The organism is Burkholderia sp. AU28863, assembly GCF_002223195.1.
Classification (GTDB): Bacteria; Pseudomonadota; Gammaproteobacteria; order Burkholderiales; family Burkholderiaceae; genus Burkholderia; species Burkholderia sola.
In genome coordinates this window covers 1,220,366-1,233,959 of record NZ_NKFE01000005.1, presented here as the reverse complement: position 1 = coordinate 1,233,959, position 13,594 = coordinate 1,220,366, and the positions used below count along the sequence as shown (strand labels likewise).

10 protein-coding genes are annotated in these 13,594 nt (G+C 68.9%); 3 read left to right on the top strand and 7 right to left on the bottom strand.

What is annotated here, in order from left to right:
- Positions 1 to 103 precede the first annotated feature (103 nt).
- Positions 104 to 2,188 carry a TonB-dependent receptor gene (locus tag CFB81_RS22025; protein WP_089436506.1) on the bottom strand — a complete coding sequence of 695 codons (2,085 nt, stop codon included), beginning with the start codon at positions 2,186 to 2,188 and terminating at the stop codon, positions 104 to 106.
- 414 nt (positions 2,189 to 2,602) lie between these two features.
- Here CFB81_RS22025 and adhP point away from each other — a divergent pair, with 414 nt between their 5' ends.
- Positions 2,603 to 3,631, top strand: coding sequence for an alcohol dehydrogenase AdhP (adhP, locus tag CFB81_RS22020; RefSeq protein ID WP_089436505.1), 1,029 nt, complete (start codon positions 2,603 to 2,605; stop codon positions 3,629 to 3,631).
- Positions 3,632 to 3,698: 67 nt separating this feature from the next.
- Here adhP and CFB81_RS22015 read toward each other — a convergent pair whose 3' ends face one another.
- From CFB81_RS22015 to CFB81_RS22000, 3 genes are all read right to left on the bottom strand, one after another.
- Positions 3,699 to 5,144, bottom strand: coding sequence for a sialidase family protein (locus CFB81_RS22015; RefSeq protein ID WP_089436504.1), 1,446 nt, complete (start codon positions 5,142 to 5,144; stop codon positions 3,699 to 3,701).
- A 454-nt stretch (positions 5,145 to 5,598) separates the two neighbouring features.
- Positions 5,599 to 6,030: a MarR family winged helix-turn-helix transcriptional regulator gene (locus tag CFB81_RS22005; RefSeq protein WP_089436502.1), complete on the bottom strand. Its 432-nt coding sequence runs from the start codon at positions 6,028 to 6,030 to the stop codon at positions 5,599 to 5,601.
- The gene (locus CFB81_RS22000) at positions 6,027 to 6,944 is read right to left on the bottom strand and encodes a serine aminopeptidase domain-containing protein (protein WP_089436501.1); all 918 of its coding nucleotides are present in this window, start codon (positions 6,942 to 6,944) and stop codon (positions 6,027 to 6,029) included. Before CFB81_RS22000 ends, CFB81_RS22005 begins: the two co-directional genes overlap by 4 nt.
- A 267-nt stretch (positions 6,945 to 7,211) precedes the next feature.
- On the opposite strand from CFB81_RS22000, the gene CFB81_RS21995 reads away from it, so the two are divergent.
- A complete protein-coding gene (locus tag CFB81_RS21995) occupies positions 7,212 to 8,180 on the top strand; it encodes an ABC transporter substrate-binding protein (protein ID WP_089436500.1) in 969 nt (322 codons plus the stop codon).
- A gap of 70 nt (positions 8,181 to 8,250) precedes the next feature.
- Positions 8,251 to 9,345, top strand: a complete 1,095-nt coding sequence (locus CFB81_RS21990) for an LLM class flavin-dependent oxidoreductase (RefSeq protein ID WP_089436499.1) — start codon at positions 8,251 to 8,253, stop codon at positions 9,343 to 9,345.
- A gap of 75 nt (positions 9,346 to 9,420) precedes the next feature.
- Here CFB81_RS21990 and CFB81_RS21985 read toward each other — a convergent pair whose 3' ends face one another.
- The 3 genes from CFB81_RS21985 to CFB81_RS21975 are packed head-to-tail and all read right to left on the bottom strand — an operon-like array spanning position 9,421 to position 13,594.
- A complete protein-coding gene (locus CFB81_RS21985) occupies positions 9,421 to 10,353 on the bottom strand; it encodes an ABC transporter substrate-binding protein (RefSeq protein WP_089436498.1) in 933 nt (310 codons plus the stop codon).
- A 34-nt stretch (positions 10,354 to 10,387) separates the two neighbouring features.
- On the bottom strand, positions 10,388 to 12,181 hold the full coding sequence (locus CFB81_RS21980; RefSeq protein WP_089436497.1) for an amino acid ABC transporter permease/ATP-binding protein: 1,794 nt from the start codon (positions 12,179 to 12,181) through the stop codon (positions 10,388 to 10,390).
- Between the two features lie 60 nt (positions 12,182 to 12,241).
- Positions 12,242 to 13,594: an LLM class flavin-dependent oxidoreductase gene (locus tag CFB81_RS21975; RefSeq protein ID WP_089436496.1), complete on the bottom strand. Its 1,353-nt coding sequence runs from the start codon at positions 13,592 to 13,594 to the stop codon at positions 12,242 to 12,244.

Sequence of the window (13,594 nt, the reverse complement as noted above, 5' to 3'; positions counted from 1 at the left end):
GTCGCCGGTCGCCAGTGGCGCACGTCGGCTTCGTCCGTGTGCACCCGGTTCGGATTCGCGCCGGCAAGCAGCCCGCGGCGGGGCGCCGCGAGCCGTACCGCGCTTAGAACGTGGTGCGCAATCCGGCCATCACGCTGCGGCCGCCTTGCGGTGCGAAGCCGCGCACGACCGACGTCGCGTAGCGGATCTCCTGGTTCGTCAGGTTGTCGCCGCGCAGGTATGCGAGCCAGTGCGTCGGACCGACGCGGAACTTGTACGTCAGCATCACGCCGAGCGACGTGTAGCCGTCGGTCGAGAAATCGTTGTCGGGCACGCGATGCTGCGACCACGCGTGCGTGACCTGCGCACGCGCACCGAACGGGCCGTAACCATAGTCGGCCGCGAGCGTCGCGCGCAGCGGCGCGATGCGCGGCAGCGGCTGGCCGGTGTCGACGTTGCGCGCGTGCGTGTAGTCGGCCGTCAGTTCGAGATCGACCGTGTGGCCACGCCGCGCGAACGCGCGCCACTTGCCGTCCAGCTCGATGCCGTAGAACTCGGCGCGCACGCCGCGATAGATCGCTTCGTTGAGCGAGCCGTCGGTGCCGGGCGCGACGGGTTCGCCGTCGTCGTCCACCACGCGGCCGGTGTTGTACTCGGTCAGGTAGTTCGAGAAGCGGTTGTAGAACACGCCGACGCTGCCGCGGTTCGGTCCGCTCGCATAGCGCAGCGACAGGTCGGTCGATACGGCCTTTTCCTTCGACGCGTTCGGGTTGCCGATCAGGAACTGGCCGGTCGCGTCGTGCGGGCCGTTCGAATAGAGCTCGTAGAAGGTCGGCGCGCGTTCGGTGTACGCGACGTTCGCCGCGACCGACCAAACCGGCGTCAGCGAGAACAGCGCGCCGGCCGACAGGCTGCCCGCGTTGAAGTCGCGCGGCTGCGCGCCAGCGAATTTCTCGATGCCGGCCGGATCGGGATCGACCTTCACGTGCTCGAAGCGGCCGCCGAGGCTCAGCTTCAGCGCCGGGGCGACCTGCCATTCCTCGAGGCCGAACAGCGCGACGCTGTTGGTGCGCGTGGACGGCACGAGCATTTCGTCGCCGAGCGCCGAGAACGTGTTCTGGCCGAACTGCACGCCGATCGCGCCTTCGAACGGGCCGATCTTGCGATGGCGCGCCTCGATGCGCGCCTCGTAGCCGCGGTTGCGGAAGGTGGTCGCCGTCTCGCCGTTGTCGACTTCCTTGTGGCGGTAGTCGGTGTACGCGAAATCGAATTTCAGCTTCGTGAACGGCCCGCTCAGGTTGCGCACCTCGGACGCGAACGCGAGGCGTTCCTGGCGCATCCGCAGCCGCACGTCGCTTTCCGCGACGGAGCCGTAGTTCGATTCGTAGCCGCTGTACGAGAGACCGGCGAAGCCGTCCCCCCACGTGTACGACGCGCCGACCGCACCGCCGTGCACGCGCCCGTCGCTGTTCGGCACGCTGCCTTCCGGTTGCGGCGTGTCGGGGCCGTCGATCGCGCGTTGCTGGCTGCTGCGCGCGTAGCCGGGAATCCGCAGCTTGCTCGTTTCTCGGTCGAACGCGTCGACGTGGAACGCGAAGCGGCCGTTGCCGCCTTCGACCTGGGCGGCGCCCGCGCGCATGGAATTCGCGCCGCCATAGCGCGCGTCGAGCGCGCCGGTCACGCCTTCGATCGCTTCGCGCGGAATCCGGTTGTCGATCGTGTTGACCACGCCGCCCACCGCGTTGCCGCCGTACAGCAGCGCGGCCGGGCCGCGTACGATCTCGACGCGCTCGATCGACAGCGGATCATCCGGCACCGCATGGTCGTACGACAGCGATGATGCGTCGTAGGCCGCGACGCCGTTCTGCAGCAGCCGGATCCGGTCGCCGTCCATCCCGCGGATGATCGGACGGCCGACCATCGGCCCGTAGGTGGTGGTCGACACGCCGGGCAGCCCGTTGAGCGTTTCGCCGAGCGAATCGGCCTGGCGGCGCGTCAGCGCATCGCCGGAAAGCTGGACGGTCGGCGCGATCAGTTCGGTGTCGCCGAGCGGGTTCGCGGTCACGAAGATCGGCGCGAGCGGTGCGGCGGCCGGCGTGCGTGTGCCGGCCGCGGCGGGCGCATCGGTCTGCGCGTGGGCGGCAGCGGCGAACAGGATCAACGACAGGGACGAGAGCGGGCGAAGCGGTAAGCGAGGAAGGTCGCGCATGGTCGGTGAATCGGTTGGAATCGGATCGGATAACGAGCGATGCGGGTCATGGCTGGATACGATATATTGTTGCGTCTGTGGCGCGTAATGACCCGTTGGAACATGGCTCGGCGAGGCCCGGCCACCCGGGTTGAAACAGCATCAGGCGGACGAGCACGCGAAATGATATGTTATATCATTTCAAATTCCAAGCCGAATGGCGGGATTCCGTCGGCTTTCCGTCGGATCGGCGAAATGGTCGCGTGAGCGGCGGGGCAGCGTGCACCTGCCGGCTCGGGCTGTCGCGTCGCCCGACGCCGATCGTGGCGAAGCCCTGCCGACCGTCGCATCCGTTCCGATGCGTTGACGCGTATCAACGTGCTCCGATGCCGAAACCGGATACTGGGTCGCTCATCGACCAGACAGGAGCAACGCATGACCCAGACCATGAAAGCGGCCGTGGTACACGCGTTCGGCGAGCCGTTGCGCATCGAGGAAGTCCCGATCCCCGCACCGGGGCCGGGCCAGATTCTCGTCAACATCAAGGCGTCGGGCGTCTGCCATACCGATCTGCACGCGGCCGACGGCGACTGGCCCGTCAAGCCGTCGCTGCCGTTCATCCCGGGCCACGAAGGCGTCGGGATCGTCGCGGCGGTCGGCGCGGGCGTCACGCACGTGCGCGAGGGCGATCGCGTCGGCGTGCCGTGGCTCTACACGGCCTGCGGCCATTGCGAGTACTGCAGCACGGGCTGGGAAACGCTGTGCCATGGGCAGCAGAACACCGGCTATTCGGTGAACGGCAGCTATGCGGAATACGTGCTGGCCGATCCCGATTACGTCGGCCAGTTGCCCGCGCAGGTCGCGTTCGACGAGATCGCGCCGATCCTGTGCGCGGGCGTCACGGTCTACAAGGGCATTCGCGTCACCGATACGCGACCGGGCCAGTGGCTCGCGATCTCCGGCATCGGCGGTCTCGGGCACGTGGCCGTCCAATACGCGCGAGCGATGGGCCTGCACGTCGCCGCCATCGACATCTCGCCCGACAAGCTCGCGCTGGCGCGGCAACTGGGCGCGCAGCTGACGATCGATGCGTCGGTCGACGACCCGGCGAAAGTGATCCAGAAGGAAATCGGCGGCGCGCACGGCGTGCTCGTCACGGCCGTGTCGCGCAGCGCGTTCGCGCAGGCGCTCGGGATGGTCCGCCGCGGCGGCACGGTGGCGCTCAACGGCTTGCCGCCGGGCGATTTCCCGTTGCCGATCTTCTCGACCGTGCTGAACGGCATCACCGTACGCGGGTCGATCGTCGGCACGCGGCGCGATCTGCAGGAGTCGCTCGATTTCGCGGCGGACGGCCTGGTGCGCGCGCACATCCATCGCGATCGGCTCGCCAACATCAACGACGTATTCGCGAAGCTGCGGGAAGGGAAGGTCGATGGCCGCATCGTGCTGACGGACATGCATTGATGCGGTGAACGGGCGCACGCCGCCGCGCGACGCATGGCGTCGCGGCGGCGTGACGGTCATCCTCGCATCACGGCGCGAAGAACACGTCGGTGCGATTCGTCAGGTTGCCTGCGTTGGTCTGGACGAAGAACGGATGGAACGACGATGACGGGCGAACGTCGAGCCCCTGATAGTCGCCGATGAAGAACCCTTCGGCGTTGGGCGCGAGCTTCATGTCGAACGGGCCGCCGACGCGCCGCTCGTCGGCGAACGTGGCGCCGGCGTCGTGCGAGATCTTGCGCCAGAAGCCGGTCGGCAGCGTCGTCGTGTTGCCGGCCTGCAGGTCGCGGAAGTCGTAGTACGTGACCATCACCGCCCCCGTGTTGTCGACGCGCACCGACGGATTGAACGCGGGGCGCCCGGTCGGCGTGTTGACCTGTTGCGGCGCGCTCCATGTTGCGCCGCCATCCTTCGACGTCGATAGCGCGATCTCGTCGTACGTGCCGCCGTTGAAGCGGCTGTCCTGCCACGCGACGTAGAGCTGCCCCGATGCCGGGTCGATCGCCGGCTCCGGGATGATGTCGCCGGTGCGCACGGGTTCGCCGGTGTTCGGGTCCGTGACGCCGGCCGTCTGCAGCCCCGCGATGATCTGCGGCTTGGTCCACGTCGCGCCGTCGTCGGTCGACTTGATGAACGCGACCTTGCCGGCCGCCTTGTTGAACGGCGGCTGGATCAGGTCGAAGAAATCGTAAAGCGTGCCGCTCTTCGGATCGACGACGATCTGGTTGCCGATCGTCTGCTGGCGCGACGGCACGTCGACGATGACCTTCGCGGCGCTCCACGTCTTGCCGCCGTCGGTCGTCTTCGAGAACAGCGTCGGCCCGCGGTACGCCGCCGTGTGCAGGTTCGCGTACGGGTTGCCGTTCGGCAGCTCGAGGCGGTCCCATACCGCATACGCGGTGCCGGCCTTCACCGGGTTGGCGGTGACCGATTCCTTGTCGTTGAAGAACTGCGTCGTCGGTTCGTCGTTCGCGATCAGCACGGCCGGGCTGCTCCACGTTTGGCCGCCGTCGGCCGACACCGACGCGCCGACCGCGTTGGCGTTGTTCGACTGGTTGAACGAGATCGATACCGAATACGCGGTGCCGTCCGGCCCGAACGAGACCCACGGATCGGACGCGCGCTCGTACTTGAGCCCGCCCGGCGCGCAGGCGCTGAACGGCTGCGGCGTGCGCGCCCAGGTTGCGCCCGCATCGAACGTGTAGCCGGCGACGAGCCCGTGGGCGCCGCCGTTCGACCAGCGGTCCTGCTGCCACACGCCGATCATGTTGTTCGGGTTCGCCGGGTTGACCGCGAGCCACGGTTCGACTTCTGCATTCACGTAGTTGGTGCCCGGGCCGCCGATGGTGCAGGCGGCGAACGGGCTCGGGCCGGACACGACGACGGGGTCGGCGTGCGCGGCGGCAGCGGCGGCCAGCGCCATCGCGGCGGACAGGCGGGTGACAAGCGGATGGGACACGATCATGCGTCGCATGGACGACTCCTCGGTGAGGTGCGGATGCGATGACGGGGCACGACGAGACAACGTGAGCGGGTGCGCGGCCGATCGTGCCGCGCACGTCGTTACGTCCGGTTCAGCGTGTCGCTTCAGCCATCGCAATCCGCGTGCGCTGGATGCCGCCAGCGCTTCGGTCAAGAGTCCTCTTCGTTTTCATTGCTGTCGGGCGGGTCTGCGATGTCGACCCGACGGGAACGCCAGTCCGGGCATGCGACGAATGTGTCGAAGTGGATTGCAATGTAGGCGATTCGAATGTCGCGCGACAGGCGGTTTTTTGTAACAGGACGTAGCCGGAAACCGTTGCCGGAAGCAGGTGGCCGGCCCGCAAGATTTGCCGTTGCGGCGGCATGAAAATCGAATCGAAAACGCGAATCGCAATCGCTTGCGATCGCTGTCGGCGCGAGCCGGTCGTGACCGCGCGATGCGCGGCTCAGCGCTCCGCCGGAAACCGCTCCTGCAATGCGTGCAGCCAGCGCGCGACGACGTCGAGTTCGTCGTCGGAAAACCCGTCGCACAGCTTGCCGTTGAGTTCGCGCAGCAGCACGCGCGCACGCTTGAGTGCCGCGTGGCCTGCGTCGGTCAGGTACAGCCGCGTCGCGCGGCCGTCGTCCGAATCGGCGTGACGCGTGATGAGGCCGGCTTTTGCCATCCGGTCGGCGAGCCCCGTCATCGCGGACGGCGCGAGCTGCAATGCGGCGCCGACTTCGCCGATCAGCGCGCCGTCCTGCTTCGCGAGACAGAACAGCGCGCCGGCCTGCGCGGCGCTCGCGCGCGTGTCGGTTTCGGCCTTGCGGTCGATCCAGCGCTGCACGCGCCGCTGGCCGATGTTCAACATGAAAAACAGTCGTCGGTCTTCGCTCAAGCTGGGTTCCCGGCTGCAATGGAAAGGAAGGGACGGCACGCGGTGTGCGGCGTGTCGAGCGCCTGCGCGAGCCAGTCGGCGACGTCGGGCCACAGCACGGCGCCGGGCCGGCTGCGAAAGAAGCCCATGTGCCCGACCGGGCCGCTGCCCGCCGCGTGCGGATCGATCTGACGGCGTTCGACCTTCGCGCGGGTCAGATAGCTTACCAGCAGGCCGATCGCGGCCGGGTTCGCCCACGGATCGTCGTCGAAGCCGAGCGCGAGGATCGGCAACTGCTGCTTCGAGAAGCGCTCGACCGCGCCGAGCGTCGGATCGTCGAAGAAGTAATGCGGCAGCGTCGTCCAGCGGCTCCATTCCCGGAACACGCCGGCCGGCAGATCCTCGCCGAGCCCGAGCCGCTTGCCGGGCACGTAGCCGAGCAGCGCTGACGTCAGCGGGCCGATCACACGCAGGATCAGCCGCACCTTCAGGCGTTCGGCCGCCTGCGCGATCAGCCGCGTGCTGCCCGCATGCGCGGCGACCAGCACGGCCGCGCGCAGGTGCACCGTCGCGGCGGACAGCCCGATTGCGTGTCCGCCGACGCTATGGCCGACCGCCAGCAGCGGCAGCCCTTCATGCGTGTGCCGGGCCCAGGCGGTCGCGGCGCCCACGTCGAGCTCCATCCAGTCGCGCATGCGGGCCCGCAGCGCGCCCAGGCGCGCCGGCCGCGACGCGCCGATGCCGCGATAGTCGTAGGTCAGCGCCGCGAAACCGCGCTCGGTCAGGAACCGTGCGAAGCCCGCGTACAGCCGTTCGGGCACGGCCGTCGCCGGATGGATCAGGACCAGCGCGCGCGGCGTCGTGTCCGGCGACCACAGCGTGCCGTGCAGCACATAGCCGTCGGCGGCGGAAAACTCGATGGGTCGGGAGGTCATGGCGGTCCTCGCTCGGGGCAGTTATTTCGTATGCGAAATATAGTTCGGGATTTATTTCGTGCGCGAAATATCTACCGAGGAATCGTTCGAAATTCACGAAGCGGCGGCCGGCAGCCAGCACCGCGCATGGACGAATGCTTCATAAAATATTTGCATCTTTGCAAAGAAGAATATTGCGTTTGTGTCATGACGTGGATCGACGTATCTTCACCGGTTCCATCCGTTGCGCCGGCGGTTTCGCACGGCGGACAAACCTTCCGGGAGATCATGTTGCTGAGCCGAATCGTAACGGCGCTCTTGCTGGCGCTCGCCGCGCAGCCGGGCATCGCCAAAGACACCGTCACGCTGCGCGTCGGTGAACAGAACTACTTCAACATCCAGGCGTCGATGGAGGCGTCCGGCGCGCTGAAGGACCTGCCTTACACGATCGAATGGAAGCACTTCCAGGCCGCCGCGCCGGTGGCCGAAAGCCTGAACGGCAACGCGATCGACGTCGGCTTCCTCGGCGATTCCGCGCTGCTCACGCTGGCCGCGCGCGGCGCGCCGGTCAAGGTCGTCGCGGTGTCGCGGCAGAGCCTTGACGGCGTCGCGATCCTCGTGCCGAAGAATTCGCCGGTGCGCACCGTGGCCGACCTGCAGGGCAAGACCATCGCGGTATGGCGTGGCGCCTGGAGCCAGCAGCTCGTGCTGCGCGCGCTCGAACACGCGGGCCTGCGCGCCGATTCGGTGAAGTACGCGTACCTGATGCCGATCGACGCGACCAACGCGCTCGCGAACGGCTCGGTCGACGCGGTATCGCTGTGGGAGCCGTTCGTCAGCACGCTCGCGTTGCGGCAGGGCGCGCGGCCCGTGACGACCGCGCAGGGGCTGATGCCCGCGCTGAGCTTCGTCGCCGCGAACGAGCAGGCCGCGTCGGGCAAGCGCGCCGAGATCACCGATTTCCTGCGGCGCGTGGTGGTCGCGCGCCAGTGGGTCGACAGCCATCCGCGCGAGTACGCGGACCTGTGGGCGAAGCGCGCGAATCTCGAACCCGACGTCGCGTATCGCTGGCTCAACAACGCGAAACAGCGCGTGGGCCCGGTCGACGAGACGGCCGCGAAGGATGCGCAGAATACGGCCGATTTCCTGCACAAGTCCGGCGTGATTCCGGCCGCGTACGACACGTCGAAGCTGCTCGACCGCTCGTATGCGGGTGCGTTCGCGGCGCCCGCGCAGAAGACGGCCGCCGCGCAGTAAGCGTGCGGCCCGTTTCACGATTTCCGCGATTTCCGCGCTTCCCGATCGATACATCCAAGGACATCCCGACATGCCAGTCGACATCATCGGCATGATCACCGCGACACCCGGCGCGGAGGTCGACGTACCGGGCGGCGCGGCCGTCCAGCCCGACTACGTGCGCCGCTTCGCGCAGGCGCACGAGGCCGCCGGCTTCGACCAGATCCTGATCGGCCATTTCAGCAACGCGGCGGACGGTTTCATCGTCGCGTCGTTCGCGGCCGCCGCGACCGAACGCATCCGGCTGCTGCTCGCGCACCGGCCGGGCGTGATCGTACCGTCGGCCGCCGCGCGGCAGATAGCGACGCTCGACGTGTTCAGCGGCGGCAGGCTCGCGCTGAACGTGGTGTCCGGCGGCGACGATGCGGATCTGCAGCGCGACGGCGATTTCGTGCCGCACGATGCGCGCTACCGCCGCACCGGCGAATATCTCGACGTGCTGAAACGGATCTGGCGGGCCGATGCGCCGGTCGATCACGACGGCGCGTTCTATCGGCTGCGCGGCGCGTCGCCGGTCGTGAAGGGGGAACAGCGGCCGCACGTGCCGATCTATTTCGGCGGCTCGTCGCCGGCCGCGCTCGCGGTCGCGGGCGAGCATGCGGATGTCTACATGACGTGGGGCGAGCCGCTCGACGCGGTGCGCGAGCAGATCGCGCGCGTGCGGGCCGCCGCCGCGCCGTTCGGGCGTGCGCCGCGCATCAGCGTGTCGTTCCGGCCGATCGTCGCCGATACCGAGGCGGCCGCGTGGGAGAAGGCCGAGGCGATCCGCGAGCGCGTGCGTGCGGCGCGCCTTGCGAACGGCCAGCCGATCGCCGGTCACGCGCCGCAGAACGCGGGCTCGCAGCGGCTGATGGCGGCCGCCGCGCAGGGCGACGTGCTCGACGAGCGGCTGTGGATGGGCGTCGCGAACCTGACCGGCGCGCGCTGGAATTCGACCGCGCTGGTCGGCACGCCCGAGCAGGTCGCGCGGGCGCTGGGCGCGTATTACCGGCTCGGCGTATCGACGTTCCTGATTCGCGGTTTCGATCCGCTCGACGATGCGCTGGCTTACGGGCGCGAGCTGATCCCGGCGATTCATGCGCATGTCGCGGAACTCGACCGGTATCGGGACGCGGTGCCGGCGTAGGCGAACGAGGCGTCGATCGAGTCGCCCCGGCATGTCCGTCACGACATGCCGGGGCGATTGTTTCGAACGAAACGCTCAGAACGACGGCAACCCCGGCGGATTGGTCTCCGCCCGCGCGATCGCCTCGCTCTGCAAACCCCAGCGCGCGAGCGCCTGTCCGTAGCGGCCGTTGCCGATCAGCGCGTTGGTCGCGAGCGTCAACGCGGGCGCGAGCCCGCTGCCGCGGCGCGTCGCGATCGCGACATCCGCATTCGCCGGCCAGCCGGCATTGACGACGCCGACGCGGCGGATCTTGCCGCTGCGCGCGGCCTCGTACGCGAGCGACGCGTTCGGGTTCAACTCCGCATCCGCGCGGCCCGACAGCAGCGCGACGCGCGCCGTCGCATCGTCGTCGAAATAGAGCAGCTCGGCCGGCTTCAGCCCCTGCGTGACGTTGCGCTTGCTCCATTCGAGCAGGATGCGCTCCTGGCTCGTGCCGGCGCCGGTGATGATCCGCAGGCCCGCGATGTCCTTCGGTTCCGCGATTTTCGCGATCGGGCTGCCGGTGCGAACGTAGAAGCCGTGCAGCCCGAGCCGGTAGGTCGTGAAATCGTATTTCTCCTTGCGCTTCTCGGTCACGCCGACGTTCGAGATCACCGCGTCGTACTTGCCGGACGTCAGCCCGAGCGGCCAGTCGGCCCATGCGATCGGCAGCAGCACGAGCGTGCGGCCGAGCGCGTCGGCGACGAGCTGCGCATAGTCGGGATCGGCGCCGACCACGGTGCGCGCGTCGGTCGCATAGGTCGACACGGGCGGCGCGTGCGGCGAGATCGCGACCGTGAACGCGCCGTCGCGCACCCAGTGGTAGCCGCTTGCCGCGCGGATGGCCGCGTCGTCGGGGCCGGCGCGCGGGCGGCCGGCCTGGCGCGGGTCGAGGTCGGCGGTGGCGGCCGCCGCACGCGCCGCATGCCACGGCAGGCCGGATGCCGCGACCAGCGCGGCCGTGATGAACTGGCGCCGATCGGTCATCGCGCGGCACCTCGCGGGTGGGAAGCGGCGCGCATCACAGCACCCGCGACAGGAACGCGCGCGTGCGCGAATGCGACGGCGCGTCGAGCACGACGGCGGGCGGCCCGGCCTCGACGATGCGCCCGCGTTCCATGAACAGCACGTTGTCCGCCACTTCGCGTGCGAAGCCGATCTCGTGCGTGACGATCACGAGCGTCGTGCCCGAGCGCGCGAGCTCCTTGATCACGTCGAGCACTTCGTTGACGAGTTCGGGATCGAGCGCCGACGTCGGTTCGTCGAACAGCAGCACCTTCGGCCGCAATGCGAGCGCCCGCGCGATCGCGACGCGTTGCTGCTGGCCGCCGGACAACTGGCGCGGATACGCATCGGCCTTATCCGCGAGGCCGACCCGCGCGAGCAGCGTGCGCGCGGTGTGCTCGGCCGCGTCGCGCGTCACGCCGGCGACGGCGACCGGCGCTTCGATCAGGTTCTCGAGCACCGTCAGGTGCGGGAACAGGTTGAAGTTCTGAAACACCATGCCGACGGCCGTGCGTCGCTTCAGCACGTCGCGTTCGTTCAGTTCATGCAGCACGTCGCCGTCGCGGCGATAGCCGATCAGCTCGCCGTCGATGTCGATGAAGCCGTCGTCGACGCGTTCGAGATGGTTGATCGTGCGCAGCAGCGTCGACTTGCCGGAGCCCGACGGCCCGACGATCACGGTCACGCTGCCGCGCGGCGCGACGAACGACACGTTGTCGAGCACGCGCTGCATGCCGAACTGCTTCGACACGCCATGCACGGCCACTTCGCCGCCGGTGCGCGACACGGCCGCCGCGGTATCGGCGCGGGTGTCGCCGTCGGCCCGCGTGCTCGAGGCCGCGCGGCGCGACGCGACACGCCGCCACAGCCCGCCGATCCGCGCGAGCGCGAACGTGACCACGGACGGCGGCGGATTGCGCAGCGCGCCGCGTGCATAGTGCCGCTCGACCTGCACCTGGATCGCGGACAGCACGGTCAGGATGATCAGGTACCAGACGGTCGCGACCATCAGCAGCGGAATCACTTCGAGGTTGCGGCGGTAGATCACCTGCACCGTATAGAACAGTTCCGGCATCGCGAGCACGTACACCATCGACGTGCCTTTCGCGAGCGTGATCAGGTCGTTGAACGCGGTCGGCAGGATCGCGCGCATCGCCTGCGGCAGCACGATCCGCGACGTCTGGCGGCCGCGCGGCAGCCCGAGCGCGGCCGCGGCTTCGAGCTGCCCCTGGTCGACCGCGAGAATGCCGCCGCGGATCACCTCCGCGGAAAACGCCGCGTGGTTCAGCGTGAGGCCGAGCACGGCCGCGAGGAACGGGCTGATGAGGTCGGTGGTCGGCGTGTCGAACCACACGATGTCGGTGAACGGCACGCCAAGCCGCACATGCTCGTACAGGTAGCCGAGGTTGTTCAGGATCAGCAGCAGCACGATCAGCGGAATCGAGCGGAACAGCCATACGAAGGTCCACGCGCTGGCGGACAGCAGTCGCGACCGCGAGAGCCGGGCCAGCGCGACGAACGCGCCGAGCACGAAGCCGAACACCGCGCCGAGCAGCGTCAGCACCAGCGTGCGCGCGAGCCCCGACAGCACCGGCGGCGACAGGAACCATTCGGCGAACACCGGCCAGCCCCATTGCGGGTTGCCGAGGATCGAATGCAGCGTGAGCGCGATCAGCACGAGCGCGAGTACGGTGCCGGCCGTGCGCGACCGGTGGCGCGCGGGCACGATCCGCAAATGCGTGCCGGGCTCGCGTGCGCCGGAGGAAGAGAGCGGCGGCAGCGCGCCGCCGAGGTGGGTCGTGTCGCTCATGTCGTTGTAATCCTCGAATCGATCGATCGGCGGGCGCGCCGCGCGCGCGGCGCGGCGGCGTCAGGCGTGCGCTTCGGCAGCCGTTTCCTGTGCTGCGCCGGGCGTCGCGTAGCGGCTCGCCTTGCGCGGCAGACCGAGGTGGTCGCGCAGCGTGGCGCCGGGCAGGTCGCGGCTGTAGCGGCCGCGCGCCTCGAGCACCGGAATCACGAGCTCGATGAAATCGTCGACGCCCTGCGCCTGTACCGGAAAACCGAGGATGAAGCCGTCGCCGGCGCCCGCGTCGTGCCAGCGGATCAGCTCGTCGGCGACGTGCTCGGCCGTGCCGATGAAGTTCGGGCGCGGCGTCGCGACCGCGAGCGCGGTCTCGCGCAGCGACAGGCCCTTGCGCTTCGCATCGGCCTTGATGCGGTCGGTGGTCGAGCGGAAGCTGTTGCGGCCGAGGTCGCCGAGTTCCGGGAACGGCGCGTCGAGCGCATACTGCGTGAAATCGTGGTGATCGAAATAGCGGCCGAGGTACGCGAGCGCCTCGTCGATCGTCAGCAGGTCGCGGATCGCCTGGTATTTGTCCTCCGCTTCGGCGGCCGTGCGACCGACGATCGGCCCGACGCCGGGGAAGATCTTCACGTCGCCGGGCTGCCGCCCGTGCTCGATCGCGCTCTGTTTCACGCGCCGCGTGAACGCGGCCGTTTCGTCGATCGACGGCGAATGCGTGAACACGGCATCCGCGTATTTGCCCGCGAGGCCGATCCCGGTGTCGGACGAGCCGGCCTGGAAGATCACCGGCTGCCCCTGCGGCGAGCGCTGGATGTTCAGCGGGCCCGCGACCTGGAAGAAGCGGCCGTGATGATCGAGCGTATGCAGCTTGTCGCGATCGAAGAAGCGGCCGGTCGCGCGGTCGCGCACGAATGCGTCGTCGTCCCAGCTGTCCCACAGCCCCTGCACGACGTCGAGATATTCGTCGGCGATCTCGTAGCGCAGTTCGTGATCCGGGTGCGCCTTGCCGTAGTTCTTCGCGGTGCCTTCGAGCGGCGTCGTCACGACGTTCCAGCCCGCGCGCCCGCCGCTGATCGCGTCGAGCGACGCAAGCTGCCGCGCGACCGTGAACGGTTCGCTGTACGACGTCGAGATCGTGCCCGCGAGCCCGATCTTCTTCGTCGCGACCGCGAGCGCCGACAGCACGGTCAGCGGCTCGAAGCGGTTCAGGAAGTGCGGGATCGATTTCTCGTTGATGTAGAGGCCATCCGCGACGAACGCGAACGCGATGCCGGCGGCTTCCGCCTTGCGCGCGACGCCGATCGCGAAGTCGAGGTTGATGCTCGCGTCGGGCGGGTTGCTCGGATGCCGCCACGCGTTCATGTGGCTGCCTGCGCCTTGCAGCATCAGGCCGAAAGGGATCGATCGTCGGGTCGTCAT